At 42.3% G+C, this 19,564-nt stretch carries 18 protein-coding genes; 12 read left to right on the top strand and 6 right to left on the bottom strand.

Annotation, left to right across the window (positions count from 1 at the left end; all coding sequences use genetic code 11):
- Positions 1 to 137: 137 nt before the first annotated feature.
- Positions 138 to 1,175 (top strand): polysaccharide pyruvyl transferase CsaB, encoded by a 1,038-nt coding sequence (gene csaB, locus RMZ95_RS14565; RefSeq protein WP_322684819.1) that lies wholly within the window; start codon positions 138 to 140, stop codon positions 1,173 to 1,175.
- Positions 1,176 to 1,200: 25 nt separating this feature from the next.
- Positions 1,201 to 1,653, top strand: a complete 453-nt coding sequence (locus RMZ95_RS14560) for a retroviral-like aspartic protease family protein (protein WP_322684818.1) — start codon at positions 1,201 to 1,203, stop codon at positions 1,651 to 1,653.
- A 1-nt stretch (position 1,654) separates the two neighbouring features.
- Here the strand turns inward: RMZ95_RS14560 and pgeF are convergent, their stop codons facing one another.
- Entirely contained in the window at positions 1,655 to 2,440 is a 786-nt protein-coding gene (pgeF, locus tag RMZ95_RS14555; RefSeq protein WP_322684817.1) for a peptidoglycan editing factor PgeF, read from the bottom strand.
- A gap of 78 nt (positions 2,441 to 2,518) precedes the next feature.
- Here pgeF and RMZ95_RS14550 point away from each other — a divergent pair, with 78 nt between their 5' ends.
- Both RMZ95_RS14550 and RMZ95_RS14545 read left to right on the top strand, forming a co-directional pair.
- Positions 2,519 to 3,337 (top strand): biotin--[acetyl-CoA-carboxylase] ligase, encoded by an 819-nt coding sequence (locus RMZ95_RS14550; protein ID WP_322684816.1) that lies wholly within the window; start codon positions 2,519 to 2,521, stop codon positions 3,335 to 3,337.
- Positions 3,338 to 3,427: 90 nt separating this feature from the next.
- On the top strand, positions 3,428 to 5,020 hold the full coding sequence (locus tag RMZ95_RS14545) for a peptidoglycan DD-metalloendopeptidase family protein (protein WP_322684815.1): 1,593 nt from the start codon (positions 3,428 to 3,430) through the stop codon (positions 5,018 to 5,020).
- A gap of 113 nt (positions 5,021 to 5,133) precedes the next feature.
- On the opposite strand, the gene RMZ95_RS14540 is transcribed toward RMZ95_RS14545, so the two are convergent.
- A complete protein-coding gene (locus RMZ95_RS14540) occupies positions 5,134 to 5,814 on the bottom strand; it encodes a riboflavin synthase (protein ID WP_322684814.1) in 681 nt (226 codons plus the stop codon).
- A gap of 340 nt (positions 5,815 to 6,154) precedes the next feature.
- On the opposite strand from RMZ95_RS14540, the gene RMZ95_RS14535 reads away from it, so the two are divergent.
- The 4 genes from RMZ95_RS14535 to RMZ95_RS14520 all read left to right on the top strand — a co-directional run bounded on the left by RMZ95_RS14535 (position 6,155) and on the right by RMZ95_RS14520 (position 10,746).
- Positions 6,155 to 6,652: a bifunctional nuclease family protein gene (locus RMZ95_RS14535; RefSeq protein ID WP_100901288.1), complete on the top strand. Its 498-nt coding sequence runs from the start codon at positions 6,155 to 6,157 to the stop codon at positions 6,650 to 6,652.
- Between the two features lie 174 nt (positions 6,653 to 6,826).
- Entirely contained in the window at positions 6,827 to 7,957 is a 1,131-nt protein-coding gene (locus tag RMZ95_RS14530) for an aldo/keto reductase (RefSeq protein ID WP_322684813.1), read from the top strand.
- A gap of 296 nt (positions 7,958 to 8,253) precedes the next feature.
- A complete protein-coding gene (locus tag RMZ95_RS14525) occupies positions 8,254 to 9,957 on the top strand; it encodes an ABC transporter ATP-binding protein (RefSeq protein WP_322684812.1) in 1,704 nt (567 codons plus the stop codon).
- Between the two features lie 171 nt (positions 9,958 to 10,128).
- On the top strand, positions 10,129 to 10,746 hold the full coding sequence (locus tag RMZ95_RS14520; RefSeq protein ID WP_322684811.1) for a Uma2 family endonuclease: 618 nt from the start codon (positions 10,129 to 10,131) through the stop codon (positions 10,744 to 10,746).
- A 27-nt stretch (positions 10,747 to 10,773) separates the two neighbouring features.
- Here the strand turns inward: RMZ95_RS14520 and RMZ95_RS14515 are convergent, their stop codons facing one another.
- Positions 10,774 to 11,004, bottom strand: coding sequence for a type II toxin-antitoxin system HicB family antitoxin (locus RMZ95_RS14515; protein WP_322667297.1), 231 nt, complete (start codon positions 11,002 to 11,004; stop codon positions 10,774 to 10,776).
- 236 nt (positions 11,005 to 11,240) lie between these two features.
- Here RMZ95_RS14515 and RMZ95_RS14510 point away from each other — a divergent pair, with 236 nt between their 5' ends.
- A complete protein-coding gene (locus RMZ95_RS14510; protein WP_322684810.1) occupies positions 11,241 to 12,614 on the top strand; it encodes a deoxyguanosinetriphosphate triphosphohydrolase in 1,374 nt (457 codons plus the stop codon).
- A gap of 162 nt (positions 12,615 to 12,776) precedes the next feature.
- Here RMZ95_RS14510 and RMZ95_RS14505 read toward each other — a convergent pair whose 3' ends face one another.
- Positions 12,777 to 13,658, bottom strand: a complete 882-nt coding sequence (locus RMZ95_RS14505; protein WP_322684809.1) for a LysR family transcriptional regulator — start codon at positions 13,656 to 13,658, stop codon at positions 12,777 to 12,779.
- 691 nt (positions 13,659 to 14,349) lie between these two features.
- Between RMZ95_RS14505 and RMZ95_RS14500 the strand changes: the two genes are divergently transcribed.
- Both RMZ95_RS14500 and RMZ95_RS14495 read left to right on the top strand, forming a co-directional pair.
- Positions 14,350 to 14,907 carry a hypothetical protein gene (locus tag RMZ95_RS14500; RefSeq protein ID WP_094349133.1) on the top strand — a complete coding sequence of 186 codons (558 nt, stop codon included), beginning with the start codon at positions 14,350 to 14,352 and terminating at the stop codon, positions 14,905 to 14,907.
- A 77-nt stretch (positions 14,908 to 14,984) separates the two neighbouring features.
- Positions 14,985 to 15,629, top strand: a complete 645-nt coding sequence (locus RMZ95_RS14495; RefSeq protein WP_292729213.1) for a DUF3318 domain-containing protein — start codon at positions 14,985 to 14,987, stop codon at positions 15,627 to 15,629.
- A gap of 143 nt (positions 15,630 to 15,772) precedes the next feature.
- Here RMZ95_RS14495 and RMZ95_RS14490 read toward each other — a convergent pair whose 3' ends face one another.
- Positions 15,773 to 16,570 carry a 7-carboxy-7-deazaguanine synthase QueE gene (locus RMZ95_RS14490; protein WP_322684808.1) on the bottom strand — a complete coding sequence of 266 codons (798 nt, stop codon included), beginning with the start codon at positions 16,568 to 16,570 and terminating at the stop codon, positions 15,773 to 15,775.
- A gap of 198 nt (positions 16,571 to 16,768) precedes the next feature.
- Between RMZ95_RS14490 and RMZ95_RS14485 the strand changes: the two genes are divergently transcribed.
- Positions 16,769 to 17,818 carry a sugar transferase gene (locus tag RMZ95_RS14485; RefSeq protein WP_322672252.1) on the top strand — a complete coding sequence of 350 codons (1,050 nt, stop codon included), beginning with the start codon at positions 16,769 to 16,771 and terminating at the stop codon, positions 17,816 to 17,818.
- Positions 17,819 to 18,101: 283 nt separating this feature from the next.
- Here RMZ95_RS14485 and RMZ95_RS14480 read toward each other — a convergent pair whose 3' ends face one another.
- The gene (locus RMZ95_RS14480; RefSeq protein WP_322684807.1) at positions 18,102 to 19,556 is read right to left on the bottom strand and encodes a YcjF family protein; all 1,455 of its coding nucleotides are present in this window, start codon (positions 19,554 to 19,556) and stop codon (positions 18,102 to 18,104) included.
- Positions 19,557 to 19,564 lie beyond the last annotated feature (8 nt).

Raw genomic sequence — 19,564 nt, 5'->3', positions numbered from 1 at the left:
ATTTGTTAATGAATGTCCTAAGTTGTTTGACCACTGCTATAGAACTTGAGAATGAGTTTACCATCTATATGGGAGACAGAGATTCATTTAACAATAGCTATTAATTAATCCAAAATCCAAAATCCAAAATGGTTAAGATGCGGGCATTATTGTCTGGATATTACGGTAAAGGTAATGGTGGTGACGAAGCTTTATTGGCAACGCTTTTGCAAATGTTGCCATCTCACGTAACGCCTGTGGTGCTTTCTGGTAATCCAAAAGAAACCCGCGATCGCTACAATGTAGAAACCTACGATCGCATGGCTCCCTTAGATGTACTGCAAGCTTTACGCTCAAGTGATGCCTTAATTTGGGGCGGCGGGAGTCTGATTCAAGATGTCACCAGTACTATCAGCCCATTTTATTATGGGGGACTGATGGCATTAGCGCAGAAAATGGGTTTGAAAACTGTTGCTTGGGCACAGGGTATTGGCCCTTTGGTGCGTCCACAAACTCGTTGGTTAGCACGGCAAACCTTTAGTAATTGTACCAAAGTTAGTGTACGCGATCGCGCCAGCGCCGCTTTATTATCTGACTGGCAAATTCCTTGTATTATAGCTCCTGACCCAGTTTGGGCGTTGGAATCTCAACCAGTACCAGGACTTTGGGATTTACCTGCGCCGAGAGTTGCGGTAACGTTGCGATCGCATCCCGAACTTACAGAAATACGTTTAGCAAACTTAACTCGTGCTTTGGTTGACTTTCAAAAAGCTACGCAGGCTTTTATTTTATTACTGCCGTTTCAAAAAAGTGAAGATTTAAGTATTGCCGAAGCCATTCAACCACATCTAAAAGATGTTAGCAAGATTTTGTGCCTGGAAGATCCGCAACTTTTAAAAGGTGTGTTTCGCGGCGTTGAAATGGCGATTGGAATGCGCCTGCACAGTTTAATTATGGCTGCTGCTGAAGGTTGTCGCTGCTTTGCTCTCAGTTATGACCCTAAAGTAAATCGTCTCATGGAAGACTTAGAAATGCCTGGGTGGGATTTAGCAAGTTTACCAGATAACCCCAATTTTATTGGTCTGACTTGGATGGAGCATTACGCCAATGGCGATCCTTTATCATCAGAAAAAATCCAATCTTTGGTGGATGGTGCTTTACTGCACTGCGAGTTGTTGAGTGAAGCTTTGAGTTAAAGAATTTCTCAAAATTACACAGATTATGGTAAAAGTCAATCGTGCCAATTCTGCCAGCAATCAACCTATGGGTGCAGTTCGAGTCCAAGTCAAGCTCACCAATGCCATTGATGAAGCCCTTGTCAACCGAGGAATGCTCAATCAAAATATGCTGCGGGTGTATGAAACAGAAGCATTAGTGGACACAGGGGCAGTACGTACTGTGCTACCCATGTCTATTGTCCAGCAACTTGGTTTGAGAATTCGAGGACAGCAGATTGCTCAATACGCCAATGGTAGTGAAGAATCTATAGGAGTAACTGAACCCGTAATTATTGAATTGGCAGGACGAGAAACTACCGAAGCCACATTAGTTACAGGTAATATCGTCCTGATTGGACAGACGGTTTTAGAAACGCTGGATTTACTGGTGGACTGTAGAAATCAACGACTTATCCCGAATCCTGAACATCCTAACTATCCTGTAATGAGAATATAGGCTAGTCACTCGTTTTCTTGCTAACAATCCCTGACCACTGTACTTTTTTCTCTTTCTCTCGACGATAAGAAAAGAAATGCTCTGGAGTTTGGAAAGTACAATAAGGTGCGATCGCAATTTGTTCTGCACTAATTCCCATATTTTCCAGTTGTAAGGTATTCACTCGCCGCACATCCAGCCTTACTTTTCCTGGATTTGGATCGTCTAGCAAAGGTGAATTTGGTAACTCATGTAATGCAGTTACAATTTTTTCTTCGTCATCATCTGCTATAAGACTAGCCCCAATTTCAGCAGCCACTCCGATAGAGACTTGATAAACCTCACCAGCGATCGCTGGCCCCATCGCAATGCGTAAATCATCAAGTTTGCTGCCTTGAGATTGTAATCGAGCGATCGCCAAGGGCACAATCTTTTTAGCAGTCCCCCGCCAACCCGCGTGTAATGCTGCCACTTGTCCAGTTTGCACATCCCCAATCAACACGGGTGTACAATCTGCGCTAGCTACCCAAACCGCTTGTAGAGGTTGTTCGCTGATTAAACCATCTGCCGATGCGAAATCTTCCTGTGCAGAGCTTAAGAAGCTTTCAACTTCTTGGGGGGTGAGAACAGTATTGCCATGAACCTGCTTTAAGCGATAGACTGATGCCTCTGGTTGCAATACTTCTGTGATAACTTGTGGCGATCGCGGCCAAAACTGCTGGGTAAAGAAGCCGTGGTGCCAACGTTCCAGAATACTACAAGTTAGATAGGGGAGTCCTTCCCAATTGTGCCAGTGCCAAGTGTGCATCTTCAACCAAACCTAAACGGAAAATCACTCATCAGCCAATCAATGCTAACTTGAACAACGGAATTTGGGTTAACTGCTGTGGGATTTAATCTGCAAAACTTGGAAGCAGCCTTGCAAACAGGGCGTAAGCATACATATTTACCATTTTCTCTTCACTTTTTTGAAAGCGTCTCCTCAACTAACGAAACCCTCTGGAACTTACTCAACCAAGGGGCGATTTCGGGAACAGTAGTAATTGCAACTGAGCAATCTGCTGGGCGGGGACAATGGGGCCGCCAGTGGATTTCTCCGCCTGGGGGATTATATATTTCCGTGGCGATTTCTTTCGACCACAAAATAGAAGCTACTGACAGCTATCAGCTAACTTTCGCTACTGCTTGGGGAATTGCGTTGCAATTGCGCCAATACGGTATAGATGTTGGGATAAAATGGCCTAACGATTTAGTTTTAAATGGTCGCAAACTAGGCGGCATTTTGACAGAAACCAAAGTAAACAAAGGACAAATTACCCAAGCAGTAATTGGTGTTGGTATTAACTGGACGAACCCAGTACCAGAAACTGGAATCAATCTGGAATCGTGGCAAGCTTCCCAAGATTTCAGACCAATTTCGTGTCTGGAAATGCTCACCTCTAAAGTCTTGCTGGGAATAGAATCCGGTATAGAGTGCCTTTTTCAAGAAGGAGTAAATATACTCTTGTCTGGCTATCTAGACTTGCTTACAAACATGGGCGATCGGGTGTACGTCAATAATCTTTTAGGTACTGTAGTTGGGGTGACATCTCAAGGAAATTTACGAATTGATTTAGAAACACATGATACAAAGGAATTAATTACACCGGAAATTTATATTGAACCCGGTACAATCAGTTTGGGGTACCATAAATCTTCCGTTTAAATTTGAGGTTTGTTCAAAATTTCGCTCTTTGGGCAAGACAAACCACTAGCATCATCTCTTTAGGCTAATTACACACAACTGAGAGAACAAATGACGCAGCGCAAAAATTCTGCCCATCATCGTTTGCATTACTTATGGCAGCAAGGTCTAACAAAAAAACGTTTTGCCTCAACACTACCAGCCCAGAGTCTCTGCTGGCTGAGTAGCGTTAGCCTCCTTAGCGGTGGCTTCGTGTTTGCCCAAACGGAAGCACAAATAGACAACATCGTTCCCACTGTTGAAAGTTCTCAACCAACAGCAGTTACAAATCCAGTTAACACTGAGCGAAGTCGAAGTGTTAAAAAACAGGCTGTTGCGTCGCCGGAAGCCGCTCAAGCACAACCGGAATTTTCCCAACGGCGAACCAGACTCAGACAAAGATTAGCCAAGCCAGAAGTTGCTCAATCAAAAGAGCCAGTTAGGCAGTCTACACCCAAAATCGAAGCAGCTGAACCTGTTGTGATTATCAGACAGTCAAAGCCCAAAGTAGAAGCCTCCCAGGTTACTCCTTTAAGGGTGAGACAAGAAAAACCCAATACCCCTGCCCGCTATGCACCTGAAAAACTTCCAGTAGTTGCTCAACCATCAAATAACTCTAACAGCCCTGTCAGTGCAACGGCGGAGAAAACCAAGGATTATAATAACGCTTATATCGATCCTAATAGTTATGACAGTGGTGCAACAGGTACTTATCAAGCACCAAATTCTGTAATTCTTACAGAACGCTCCAGTGGTTGTCGAGCCACTTTGCCATCAGGACAAAGTGTATTAGGCGGCGTTTGCGCCAAAGTACCTCAAAGGAGTGTAGCTGATTCTAATGGTAAACCAGCACCTAATTGGCTCAGAAGAAGTCAAAATGCACAATTACCAGTAGTTCCACCTGTGCGGCAGATTGCATCTTCTACTGGCAACACCAGCAGATGGCGTGCTACTCCAACTCAAAGTGATTCTAGCGGTGTCACCAAGAGCGCATTTCGCTCGAATCGGTTTATCCCGACTCCCGCTGAATTCAGTCCTACAAGAGTTAGTGCAACTCCCATTGCACCGAGTGGTGGTACTTTACCGCCACCAATGGCAGATGGTAACATTGCACCCCGCCCCAGCAACGTAGCTTACGATTTTTCACTGGCATCAGTATTGCCGCAAATTCCCTACATAGGGAGAGTTGCATATAGTGGTACGGGAATGATGTATCCCCTATCTATTCCCGCTCCCATTACTTCTTTGTTTGGTTGGCGAATTCATCCAATCACAGGTACTCAACGCTTCCATGCTGGTACAGACTTGGGTGCGCCTACGGGAACACCAGTTTTGGCAGCTGCTGCGGGTCAAGTGGAAACTGCTAACTGGGTGGGTGGTTACGGTTTAACCGTGATCCTGAATCACAAATCCGCTGAACAAACTCTCTACGGTCACATGTCAGAAATTCTCGTTCAACCCGGTCAGTGGGTACAACCTGGAACTATCATCGGGCGAGTTGGCAGCACTGGTAACTCCACAGGCCCTCACTTACACTTTGAAGTTCGCCACCTGACACAAGATGGGTGGGTTGCTTCTGACCCAGGCGTGGAATTACAAAGTGCCCTCAGTCAGTTAGTGCGAGGTTTGCAAACCGCTCAGGTAAGCCAAGAACCAGGTAGCTAGAAGAAACTGAGGGGCAGAAAGAGCAGGGGGAGCAGGGGAAGAATAACTAATGCCCCATGCCCCATGCCCAATGCCCAATGCCCAATGCCCAATGCCCAATGCCCAATGCCCAATTATAAATACCCGTGTTCTGCTAGGAATGCGGGTGTAATGCCATCTATACTATTGTCATCAGTGCCTCTGGTGTGGGGGTTGCCAGAATAAAGGAATTTTTCGACGTATTTGCCGAGAATATCCCCTTCTAAATTCACCAAACTGCCAGAAACTAAATAGCGAAGATTTGTCTCGCTGTATGTCAGGGGGATTACCGCTACTTTGAATTGGGAGAGTTCTGGCTCATAAGCGGCGACTGTGAGACTGATGCCATTGACGGCAATGCTGCCTTTGGGGACAATGTACCGTGCGATCGCAACGGAAGCAATAAAGGTCATTTCCCAAGAACTAGCCGTTTGTTCGACCAATAGCAATCGACCGATGCCGTCTACATGACCCATCACAAAATGACCGCCAACTTTGCTGCCTACCTTGAGCGACGCTTCTAAATTGACATATCTCCTTTGGGTTTGCTCACCTCCCAAGGTTGTCCGGCGTAGAGTTTCCGGTGAAGCCGTGGCAATAAACCCGTCTTTTAAAACTTGTTCCACTGTCAGGCAAACACCATCTACAGCAACACTGTCACCATAAGCCAAATCTTGCATAATTACTTCACCCGACTGGCTTACACAAGTAATTTGCCAAGAATCGCCCCCCAAGGGTTCCATCGATCCTAATGCCTGGATTAATCCTGTAAACACGGCTTTTTTGTTAAACTAACTCTATTTATTGCCTAATTTTGCCTGAAATCAATTGGTAATTGTCACAGAAATCTTGAACATCCAAGTATATTTTCTGACTTTTTTTCGCATAGGAATATTAACACATTAGCATCCTTCACAGGGCATACTTGGGTAAGAAGGTTATTGTCTAAGAAGACCAATTTGACTTACTCTGGTTTTCACCACAAGTTCGGAGTTTAATAGAAGCAATTATAGAGAACGAATGCTTATGTTTATTACTGTCACCAAACCGCCTAAAAATGGGTGCTATTTATTACATGGCATCCAAGACTCTCAAAGCATTGTAGAGGCTTAGGCAATGATTGAAATGAAAGTCGCTGGCATAGCATTAGATGCCATAACCCGCAGCCCGATCGTCCTTTTGAAAGATTCTTCAGATCGGCGGGCTTTGCCAATATACATTGGTCAGGAACAGGCTAGGGCAATTATGGGCGCACTGGAGAATCAGAAGCCTCCCAGACCCTTAACTCATGACCTGATTGTGAATCTTCTAGAGACTTGGAACATGACTCTAGAAAAGGTGATCATTCATTCCCTGCAAAAGGATACATTTTATGCAGCTTTAATCGTCCAGCAAGGCGAGGTCAAAAAAGAAATTGATGCGCGTCCTAGCGATGCGATCGCCATTGCCCTCCGTACAAATACTCCCATTTGGGTAATGGAAGAAGTCATTGCCGATGCTTCTATCCCTGTAGATCGCGATGCAGATGAAGCCGAACAGCAAGCCTTTCGTGAATTTATTTCTAATCTCCGTCCTGAAGATTTGATCAAGCGCTTTGGTAATGACGACAGCTAAATTAAAGTTATGAGTTAGGAGTTAGGAGTTATGAGTTATTTTGCTTCAACTCTTAACTCGTAAGCAAAAAAAGTTAGGAGCAGAGCCGGAGACGCTCCGCCTCCCGTTAAGAGTTATGATTTACTTCTTTCAACTCCTAACTTATAACTCCTAACTCCTAACTCTTTGTTAAAAATGCAATACCGACGCTTTGGAAAAACGAATCTGCGCCTCTCGGTTTTTTCCTTGGGAACGATGCGCTACCTGGCTGATTTTGAAAATGCTCACCAGACCATCGAACAAGCCTTAGCGCTAGGAATTAATCATCTAGAAACCGCCAGAGGTTATGGCAAAAGTGAGGAGTATCTTGGTAGGGCGTTAAAAGCTGGGTTGTCAGTACCCCGAACGAAGCTTTATGTCACTACCAAAATCTCAGCCACAGCAGATGCTGACACCATGCGTCGGTGCATCGACGAATCCCTAGAACGATTACAGCTAGATTATTTAGATTGCTTAGGCGTTCATGGTTTGAACACTTGGCAACATTTGGAGTGGGTGCAAGCCAAAAATGGCTGTATGCAAGCAGTAGAGGAAGCTGTTGCTGATGGTCGGGTGCGACACGTTGGTTTTTCTAGCCACGGGTCATTAGAGGTAATTCAGGCAGCAATCATTACAGATTTATTTGAATTTGTCAATCTGCATTATTACTATTTTTTTCAACGGCACGCACCAGCAATTCAACTAGCTGCCGAAAAGGATATGGGCATTTTCATTATTTCCCCTGCTGATAAGGGAGGACGCCTCTACACGCCACCACAAACTCTAAAAGACCTATGTTACCCGTATTCACCCTTAGAGTTGAATTATCGGTTTTTACTTGCTGATGCCCGTATTAATACTTTGAGTATAGGGCCAGCTAACCCAGAGGAATTAAGAGAACCTTTGCAAATCGCTGACCATGATGGAGAGTTAACATCAGCAGAAATTTCCGCTTTCCAACGGTTAGAAAATCACCAAAAACTTGCTTTGGAAACTGATAATTGTAGCCAGTGTTATGCTTGTTTGCCCTGTCCAGAAAATATCAATATTCCAGAGGTATTGCGGTTACGTAATCTTGCCGTGGCATACGAGATGGAAGACTATGGCCAATATCGTTACGGAATGTTTGAAAATGCAGGCCACTGGTTCCCTGGAATGAAAGGCAACCGTTGTACAGAATGTGGTGACTGTTTGCCTCGCTGTCCAGAAAAGTTAGATATTCCAACTTTGTTAAAAGATACTCACCAAAAATTAAATGGGAAAGCAGGTCGAAGATTGTGGGGATAAAAATGTAAACAGGAGTCAGAATATCCGTTAACTTCAGCATGGTATTCACCACCCAGTCGCATACTCGTCATTCTAGCTCCTGAGTTCTGAGTTCTTTATTGTTAAAATTATATAAAGATTAATAGAGTCAGGAAGATCCGCCCAAGCTGGGGTGTCTCACCAAAAAAGATGAAAATTAAAAAAAAAGAAATATCCTACGCCAATCACTGACGGTTTTCCGCTACAGTGGACGGGCTGTAAGCCTAGTATGGACTACTAGCCGATCGCTTACTATTTTTCTGGCTAGTTTAACTTTAATGGCTGGTCTTTTACCGGCGGCGATATCCTACATTAGTAAGTTAATTGTTGATGCAGTGGTATTTGCATCTCAAGTGAACTCACAAAGCAATGGTTCTGTCAATATTTATCCTTCACTATTTTATGTAGGATTAGAAGCGATCGCTGTAATTTTACTAGCAGGTAGTCAACGGGGAATCACTATTTGTCAGTCGTTATTGCGGGCGCTAATGGGTCAGCGAGTAAATGTACTCATCTTAGAAAAGGCGCTGACACTCGATCTTAGGCAGTTTGAAGACTCAGAATTTTATGACAAATTGACCAATGCCCGACGAGAAGCATCGGTTCGTCCCCTTTCTTTAGTAAACCGCACCTTTGGGTTGGTGCAAAATGCCCTTTCCCTAATTACCTATGGGATTTTGCTAGTAAATTTCTCAGTTTGGGCAGTGGTGGTACTGATTTTGGCAGCTATGCCTGTATTTATTGCCGAAACAAAATTTGCTGGAGAAGCCTTTCGCTTATTTAGTTGGCGTGCGGCAGAAACCCGACAACAGCACTACTTAGAAAATCTATTAGCAAGAGAAGATTTTGTCACAGAAGTCAAACTCTACCAGTTGGGAGAAATGCTGCTAGGACGTTATCGCAGCCTGTTCGATCAACTATATGGCGAAGACCGCGATTTAACTCTGCGACGAGGACTTTGGGGATATCTCTTGAGTTTGGTCAGTACAGGTGCTTTTTACCTAGCTTATGCTTGGATTGTGTTGGAAACAGTGCTAGGTAAGATTTCTTTGGGAGATATGACAATGTATCTCACTGTGTTTCGCCAAGGACAATCTACTTTCTCCAATGCCCTCACTTCTATTGGAGGGATGTATGAAGACAACCTATATCTATCAAATCTCTACGATTTTCTGGAAGAAGAAGTACCAAAATCTTGGGGAAAGGCAACAATTGGTTTAAATTCCCAAGATGGTATCCGTTTTGAGAATGTCTCATTTACTTATCCAGGAAGTTCCAAGCCAGCATTGAGAAACATTTCGCTGCACTTAAAACCTAGAGAAAAACTGGCAATTGTGGGTGAAAACGGTTCCGGTAAGACTACCTTAATCAAATTACTTACCCGACTCTACACCCCCGACTCTGGGAGAATTTTCTTAGATGGTTTGGACTTGCAGGAATGGGATGTGGATGTGTTACGGCGTCGCGTTGGTGTGATTTTTCAGAACTTTGTCCGCTACCAATTCACTGTGGGGGAAAATATTGGCGTGGGCGATGTAGAACATCTCGAAAATAAAACACAATGGAAAACTGCTGCTGAAAAAGGCATGGCCCAATCTTTTATTGACCAATTACCCCAAAGCTTTCAGACTCAACTTGGTCGTTGGTTTAAAGGAGGACAAGAACTTTCTGGGGGACAGTGGCAAAAGATTGCACTGTCTCGTGCTTTTATGCGATCGCAAGCAGATATCTTGGTGTTAGATGAACCAACATCAGCAATAGATGCCCAAGCTGAGTTTGAGATTTTCAATCATTTTCGCGCGATTACTCAAAATCAGATGGTACTTTTGATTTCCCATCGCTTCTCAACGGTACGAATGGCTGACAAAATTCTAGTTATAGAAAACGGCGAAGTTATAGAACAAGGAACTCACGAAGAATTGTTACAGCTAGCAGGACGTTATGCCAAGTTGTTTCTGTTACAAGCCGCTGGTTATCAATAGGAAAAGAAGTTAAAAGACTGTGTAAATTGAGATAGTGATGCCTAGGTTGGGCTGCACCTACGCTCACTTTGTACAAAGCACATAACATCTCTATCTAACCACGTTAAACTGTTCAGTAAATATGGGTCACTAGACAATCCGTATCGTTAAACATTGCTACCTGATAAAATTATGCAAATAACAAAACAGCGATACTATACGCCAGAGGAATATTTAGAGTTAGAAGAAGCTGCTGACTACAAAAGTGAATACATTGATGGGCAAATAATTCCTATGGCAGGTGGAACAGTAAATCATAATCAAATAGCACTCAACTTAAGTACTGAGTTAAATTTCGCTTTTAAAAAGCAGAACTACCGGGTTTTTATGGGTGATATCCGTCTATGGATACTCCAAAAGCGTACCTATACCTATCCAGATGTGATGATTCTGGCGGGTGAACCAGAGTTTTTTAACAACCGAAAGGATATAATTCTGAATCCACAGATTATTGTTGAGGTTTTATCAAAATCTACCAAAGGCTACGATCGCGAAGATAAATTTCAGGCTTACCGGACTATTTCCACTTTCCAAGAATACCTATTAATTGACCAAACTCGGATTCATGTAGATCGATTTTCCAAAACCGGGAAAAAGCAATGGACGCTTCGTGAATATGATGAAGAAGATGAAGCGATCGCACTTGTAACCGTACCATTTGAAATTTCTCTACAAGATTTATACAACAAGGTGAAGTTTGAGCCTGTTGAGCTGGAAGCTGAAAGGATTGATATTGAGGGATTGGGGTAAGTGCCATGCACTGTATCTTAAAAAGATTTAAGCCACTTTTAACGGTTTATGAGGAAAAGTAATTGGCTCTGGCAAAGCTTTTCCTTGCTCTTTATACCATTCAATCAGGGATTCAATTACCTCTTGTCCGTGTTTAGCGGCTTCTTCATAACTCTTACCATGAGTGTGGAATTGCTGCCAAGGGAATTCCGGTAAGTGTACTAAGTAGCAATTATCTTCATCTGACCATTGAATTACCATACTATAGCGATCGTTCATTATTCTTCCTCTATTTTTCCTACTTGCTTCAAAACACCATTGATTTGCTTTTCCAAGTATCGGGGAGATTTTCCTTGCTCTCCATACCATTTAATTAGAGACTCAATGACTTCCTGTCCATGTTTAGCGGCTTATTCGGTTATTACTTACATTTTTTTATAGCATAGAAGAATTTTTACATAGTGATAAGTGGGGGTTACAATGTGGCATTGCCCATTGCTTCTAGCTAAGGCGCATTGTCTAACCCACTTTCACATAACACTGCAATGATGGATTGGAAGAAACTTCTGACACCACAAAGACTTGGCAAGACTGAAGCAGAAAATCTCCAGTTTGATCGTACTCCCTTTCAAAGAGACTACGATCGCCTAGTGTTTTCCTCACCTTTTCGTCGTCTCAAAGATAAAACTCAGGTTTTTTCTTTGTCCACAAATGATTACATTCGTACTCGTCTCATTCATAGCCTTGAAGTGTCTTGCGTCGGTCGCTCCCTTGGCCGAATAGTAGGTGAAGCAATTGTAAAAAAATACGACTTTAATCAGGATGGGTTACGTGCTTCAGACTTTGGTGATATCGTATCTGCTGCTTGTCTAGCTCATGATATTGGGAATCCTCCTTTTGGCCATTCTGGAGAGGATGCTATTCGTACAGGATTTGAATCGTGGTACAACACTGTTAATCATGTAGGCGAAGAACTTCTCAGCAAGTCTCAAAAAGCTGACTTTGATTCATTTGAGGGTAATGCACAAGGCTTTCGTATTCTAACCAAGCTTGAAATGCCCCCCAGAAAAGGTGGAATGCAACTAACCTGCCCAACTTTAGCTGCTTTCACAAAGTACCCTAGAGAATCTTCTCTACCAAAATCTATTTTTAACGGTTACTCAGGTAAAAGTGTTAAAAAATATGGTTTTTTCCAGGCAGAAAAGGATTTATTTGCTGAAGTAGCAGAAACAGTTGGTCTAATTCGTCGTGATGATAATGCAGCATGGTGGTCTCGACATCCCCTTGCTTTTCTTGTTGAAGCAGCAGATGACATTTGTTACTCAATTGTTGATGTAGAAGATGGCCATCGTATGGGTTACATCCCATTTGACAAAACCAAGGAATTACTTAACGTAGTTGCAAATATTGCAAATAAAGATATTCAAGAACATGGTGAAAGCAATACAGAAATAGTTAAGCGATTGCGGGCTTTAGCTATCAATAAGCTCATAAATGAGGCAAGTGATATTTTTCTTAAACACGAAGAAGAGATACTTTCTGGAGAGTTTGATAAGGACTTATTATCTCTAAGCACTTATTCAAACCACTTAGAAGAAATTGGAAAGGAAACTCGCGCGGCTGTTTTTCAACATTCTGATGTTGTTAGTATCCAGATTGCTGGGTATGAAGTTTTAGGGAAACTATTTGCTGAATTTGTTAATGCCGTCCTGCACAATAGTAAGAAAGGGAATTTGGTCTATCATATGCTTCCCAAAGAATATAATACTCCGAATTCAGACGAAGATACCTATAATAAAATTCTTCGAGTAACAGACTATATCTCCGGTATGACTGATTCTTACGCTACCAGTTTATTCCAACAATTTAGTGGGATTTCATTGGGATAGGTTTAATTCCAATTTATGGCGGTACTTAATTTAATAATTTCCATTTCAATAATACATTGACAACGTAGCAAAACCTGTTTTTACGAAATGAGTAGATTGGCCAAATAAAGCTAACTCAGATTTGTGTAGGTAGCATCTATGTCAGAAGAAGATCGTCATTTCTCAACAGATACTTCTAACAACTTGTAGAAATCCCCTTAGTACAGGTGTCATATCTTCTTCCCGCCACACTATAGCCGTTTCTACTAATGGTGTTTTCTCCTCTAGAGTACGATAAACTACACCAGTTCTCTGAAGATTTTGCAATGAAGACGGTGCGATCGCAATCCCCATTCCCGCTGAAACCAATCCGATAATCGTCTGCATCTGAATTGCTTCTTGAGTCACTTTTGGGCTGAAGTCTCCTTGCTGACAAAGGCTTACGATTTGGTCGTAAAGTCCGGGCCCCAAATGGCGAGGGAACATGATAAAGTTTTCGTTTACTAGCGATCGCACTGAAATCTTTTCTTGTTCAGCTAAAGAATGAGTTTCCAACATAGCGACAATTAACGCTTCTTGCTGAATGCACTCTTGATTGAGTGTGTTGTCTTCTAAGGGTGGATGGGCAAAACCTACATGGATGCGCCGATTTTGTAGCGCTTGCTCCTGCTGAGTTGTGGTTAGTTCTTGCAATACCAACTCTACTTCTGGAAACTGTTCTCTAAACCGCCGCAAAATCACAGGAAGCAAATCGTAAGTTACCAAACTGGTAAACCCAATTCGTAATTGCCCCTTCTCACCTCTTCCCGTTTTTTGGGTTAGCTCAATTGCTTTTTGGAGTTGAGCTAAAAGTTGATAAGACTCTTGCAAAAAAACTTCCCCTGCTTCTGTTAGTTGTACTTGTCGTTTGGTTTTACGGTGAAATAGTTCTACTCCCAATTGCGTCTCTAATTGCTGAATTTGCTGGCTTAAGGGCGGTTGAGCAATGTGCAATCGCTCGGCGGCTCTACTGAAGTGCAGTTCTTCAGCTACAGCAATAAAGTAGCGCAGGTGTCGCAATTCCATTTTTGTGATATTTTATAAGTTTTAATTTTCTATAGAAGATATATAAACGCAAAGAGGCACAAAGTAGCGCAGAGGTTTTAGAAAATTTATAACAAAAACTAGAGGTGCGATCGCTATCATTAATGCTGATTTATGCATAATATTTCTTGATATTCATAATCCAAAAAGTGTTGCTAGCTACAATCATTATGTGAAAAAAGTTGTTAATTTTAATATAAAAATGTATTAATTATCATGCTATATTATTCAACTTTAAAAGTAGTATTTGAGGCTTTTACGTATATTTTCAAAAAATTTAGATGCTATGTATAAATTATTTAAACTTTGCTTTATATTTCAATTTGATTACAAATCCTGCCACCATGCTTGCTCTAGCAAGACATTCATTCAAATTATAAAAAAATTAAAATTTAAGGGAGTTAGGACTATATGCTTTATTAGCTAAAATTTGAAAAACAGTAATGATTACTTCTTTAAGAATCAGCAAAAGTCATCCAAAAAATATCATTCATAGGGACGACCGAACGTCTATTTTTCTTATCTTCAATGCCCCATACCCCATAACCCATCCCCAATACCTTAATTGCATACTTCTATGCGATCGGAAGTATCCACACCAACCCAAACAACTGCCCCTAGCAGGTTAAACTAGGTCTGGTAACAACTGCTCCACGTTCCTTATGAGGCTTTTATGGGAGCTAACCTCAAACAGATTGCCAACTATTTAGACAACCTTGGTTGGGACTACCGTTTTGATGATGAAGAAGACCGGATTATAACAGGTGTAGAGGCTGATAATCTAGAAGATTTCCTAATAGTTGTCCAACTGGATGAAGAAGGAAAATTTTTCCGGGTATTTGCCCCTCAAGTTCTGGGAGGAATCCAAGACCATCCTCACAAGGCAGCTATCCTCCAAACAATGCTTGCCATTTCCTGGGAAACCAAAATGTTGCAATGGGAGTATGACCCATCCGATGGTGAAATTCGTGCGATTATTGAGTTTCCTTTAGAAGACTCAATTCTTACAGAAAAACAATTTCACCGTTGCCTGAGTGGATTAATTCAGATTGTGGATGGCATAGCAATACCTCGCTTGACAGAAGTGATGGCAACAGGTCTCGATCCGGGGAATATAGAACTTGGGGAAAGACTATTACTCAGTATCCAAGAAGAAGCCCCAGGATTGTTAGATTTACTAGAAAAAGCAATGGAAGCACGAAAAAAGCGAGGAACTTTTCCTAGTGAGTGAGACGGATCGTTACTTAAATAGCTATACTCCAAAGTGATACCCTCACTATATACTGAAATTTTCTGGGGCTGGATATTATGACATCCTATGCAACCTCCTCTGCCAAAGCGGAAATGAGCGAACTCCGGCGGTTGAAAGCTTTACTACCACCAGAACTACAAAGCTGGGTCACGGTTGAAGGCACAACTGAGGTCAATCCACCCCTGGTTCGCTGCGAAGAAATTGGTAAAGACCAGGTAGAAATTCAAATTGATTTGGTGAAATGGGATGCCCTCGCAATGGATCAGCGTAATCTGCTGTTCTGGCATGAGGTTGCTCGCGTTCAAAATGACACAATTCCTAAAGATGGTTGGGAAATGGCAGCACTAGCCATCGGTTTAGGTGGTGCTGTCGGGGAATTGTGGGTACAAGATGGATTGCTGCTGGTGTTAGCTTTGTCGCTTTGTGGCGTGTCAGGCTGGCGACTGTACCAAAAGAATAATGGGGAAAAGCAACTAAGAGAATTGCTCAATGCTGATGAGAAAGCGATCGCTTTAGCAACTCGTTTTGGTTATAGCCTCCCCAATGCCTACAAGAGTCTTGGTAGCGCCTTGAAAACCCTGATTGATAATACTCCTAGTAAGCGCCAACGATCGAGATACGAAGCAAGACTCTCTGCCCTAAAACGCAGTGCCAATAAGGCAAAAGCTAAATCCAAAGCTCCAGATGAGGGCGCACTATAGCAAATTCTATTTGAAATGGAATAAATCAGCCCTGCTGCTAGTAATTGGGCTGCTGCCTTCCTAATTCATGAGAGGCAACAGCCCAATCACCATTTCATAAAATCTTACTTTTTTCTTGACTACATCTTTATCAAACTAAAATTTTACAACTGGTTCAGCATTTTATGGGTCTGGGGGATCACGCGCACGTGCTTGAGAAACCCCTTCATCAAAGCTTGCCACATCAAAACTCGATCGCTGGAAGGCGCAAGTACAGGCACTGGAGAAAATTGTTCTGATACTGCTAAAGGCGTGACAGGTTGTAAAAATACTGGGATATCTGGACTAACCTCTGCCACCAACAAAGCTGAACGTTCCAACTCGGCGGGATCTGTGTCTTGAGACACAATTATCTTGACAAAAACATTTAAATATGAGTCATGACATAACTGGAGAAATTTACTATGTTCTTGCCAATAACTTTCGCCGCTAACACTGGGCAGTTTTAAATCCATACCTACAGAGTCTAAGTATGGGATAATCATTGCTAGTTGTTCTGGGCGATGTCCGCCAGTTTCTAAGTATATAGGTAGACCAGTTATGGCTCGCACTTGGGGTAGAAACTGCGTTAAAAATGAAGCATGAAGAAGTGGTTCGCCGCCAGTTAAGCTAATGCTATCGTGTAGACAAGGTAGATTTTGCTGTTCCACCCATTCGAGTAATATGGGTAATGAGACGGGGTTAGAGTGAATTTCAAAGTCGCGCAATCCAGGCGATCGCTCTATCCGACAAGTTGTAGGTGCACTCCAAGTGTGGGCGCTATCACAAAAGTGACAGCGCAAATCACACAAAGCAAAACGAATAAATATCTGACGTGTCCCGACATTCAGTCCTTCCCCTTGAATGGCAGAAAAGACCTCAATCAGGCGTGCGGTAGGTGTAACCGTATTTTTAGCAATCATTTGATCAGAGCAACGCGATCGCGCTGCGTCGGCACAACAGCAAGGATGTTTTTTGGCTTCTTGTTCTATTGTGAATCGTCGCTAGCGATCTCCAATCTCAGCCCCGGTAAATAGCAGTTAGTCCTGATTACCACTAATTCCGATATTAGGTTAAGTAATTTTGTAGGACAAAGTAATGTTTGGCATATTACATTATACATGGCAACGAAAGTGCAGAGCTTCATGACTAGCCAACCGACAGAGGTCGATTTTCCAGTTAATTCCCTAAACGACATGGCTATAGTGCAGGTGCCGACGCGGTTGAGCGTGCTGGAGGCTTTAGGCTTTAAGCAAACCTGCCAAGGCTTAATTGGGCCCAATTCACATCCTAAGCAAATCATCATTGACTTTCACCAAACTACTTTTATCGATAGTAGTGGTTTAGGTGCTCTGGTAAGTAATTTTAAATACGCTCAGACTAAGGGGATTACATTAACACTGCGGAATGTAACACCTCAAGTCATGGCAGTCCTAAAACTCACAGGGTTAGATCAGGTTTTTGCTTTAGAGCTTCTGGGGGATGGGTCGTTAATAGAACAAGATGACGTAGTAGATAATCGGAAGACAACTTCCCGTAAAGTAGAGCAGTTACCCACTACTCACCCTTCTATGGCATCTTGGATGAAACGGTTCTTAGATATTGTCGGGTCAGTGATTGGTTTATTAATTACAGGAATTTTGTTTATTCCAATTGCGATCGCGATTCAAATTAACGATCCCGGGCCCATTTTCTTTAGTCAAATTCGTTGTGGTTGGATGGGTAAGCGGTTTAAAATTTGGAAATTCCGCTCTATGTGTGTGGATGCAGAAGCGAAGAAATCTGAAGTTAAAAACCAAGTGCAAGGTGCTTTTTTCAAAAATGAGAATGATCCCAGAATTACTAAGGTAGGGCGCTTTTTACGGCGAACTAGTCTTGATGAATTACCCCAATTTTGGAACGTCCTCAAAGGAGAGATGAGTTTAGTAGGCACTCGACCACCTACACCCGATGAAGTTGAACGCTATGAAGTACCGGAGTGGCAACGTTTAGATGTAAAACCCGGCATGACTGGCGAATGGCAAGTAAATGGACGTTCTACAGTCCGTAGTTTTGAAGATGTAATTCGTCTGGATTTGCAGTATCAAAAAAATTGGAGTTTAGTGTACGATTTAAAGCTAATTTTCAAAACTATAGCTATTCTGTTTAATAGAAACAGTGGTGCTGTTTAGCTAATTATCCTTATTCACAATTTTTTGAGAACTAGCAATCACGATATTCTTAAATACACCCAAGCCTAAAATAGGCTTGGGTAAATTTTAGGTTTACTAACAGCAGCACACAAGTGTCAGCCAATTTTGGTTTTGAAATTTTAGACTGATTTATTAAAAGAAAGATGTTTATGTATTTTTATCCTCTATTAAAATTATGGGTTGAAAAAAATTTTGGATTTTGAATCATTAAATCCAAAATCCAAAATCCAAAATCTAAAATTTAGCGATCCTGTGTATGAAATTATCCCATTGCTTTCTGAACACTAACTACTTCAACCTGCTGCACTTCTGGTAACAAACGCTTCATGCCTTGCTTAACAAACCCCTGCAAAAAACCAATCTGCTGATTTTGCTGAAATACCTTTTGCAAGGTTTGCCGCAAATTCTCCAAATTAAAACCAGTTCCAGAATCTATCGCTATTTCCTGCTGTTGGAAATACTCAACTAGACTTAACCCTGCGACTCTAGTCAGATAAGCTGCACTTACTCCTTGCACTACGCCACCAGCAACAAAGGTAACGGCATTACTTTTGAGAACAGTACTAATAGCCTTTGTAGAAAGTTCAACTAAACCCAATTTCAGCATTAAACTTCCCATTGTTCCAGCTACGGTTTGTGCCTGTTCTAGGGAAAATTTTTGCTGATAGATATTACCCAAATCCATTACCATTTGAGCATTAATCGCCGCAGTTGCCAGAATATCAAAGGCTGGTACTGGGTTAGCAAAGGCAGCAGCAGCAGCTATCCACTGATATTGTTCAATAATTGGGGTGGCGCGATCGCGTCTGGTTCCATTCAGCCAGTTTTTTGCCTCAGCTTTCAACAACCCAGCTTTCCTCATGGTTGTCACCCAAACTAGCCGTTGTCCTTGCTGTGCCAAAACTTCACCCAACTGGTGCGTTAATTGCTGAATATCTGCTGCTGGTTGCTCCATCCACTCTTGCACAGAACCATCAGCCTCATGCTTTCGGACTTTGATGGCAATGGGAGAGGCCGCAGTTGCAACTACATTTCCCTGCATCCGCTGTTTCAATTGACTAAAGATGTTGGCGCTTTCATCAGTTAAATACTGGTCTTGTTTGTTGAAAACCAGCATATTAGGCTGATTTGCTGCCTTTAGCTGCTGTAAGGTTTGAAATTCTGAATCTGTCAAATCACCGTTTGTCAGAAATAGCACAAAATCAGATTTTGCTACTTCTGCCAAAATAGCTGCATCTGAATTTTCACCTGTTTCTCTAAACAAAGGTGCTGTCTCTTGTAAAGACACGGAATTTTGTGTCTCTAGATTTTGTAGCACTTGAATTAAAGTGCTTTTACCCACGGATTTCCCGCCAGTCACAGCTACTTTAATTTTTTGCCTATCTAATTCCAGCAACAATTGGGCAACTTGTTCTCTGAGTGTCTCTAAGGCTGGATGGTTTTCTGTTTCTTGTGCTAGTTGGTTAATTACAGTTTCAGTTTTAGCGATCGCACTTTCCACAGTCGCTCGGTCAACCACCATACCATCTAGCTGCTTTAAACTGTCTTTGGGGCGCTTTTGCTGGAATAACCACAAACCACCACCGACAGCTAAGGCACTCAACAAACCGAACTCACCCACCTGCACTATAGAATCGTGCCAACTGTCCAACATCCACAGGGAAAAGGAAAGTCCCAATCCTCCCACTAAAATTGGTCGCTGCAACTTCACAACCATGATTCTCC

It is taken from the genome of Nostoc sp. DedQUE07, assembly GCF_034530975.2.
Lineage (GTDB): Bacteria > Cyanobacteriota > Cyanobacteriia > Cyanobacteriales > Nostocaceae > Nostoc.
This window is presented reverse-complemented; position numbering and strand designations above follow the sequence as displayed.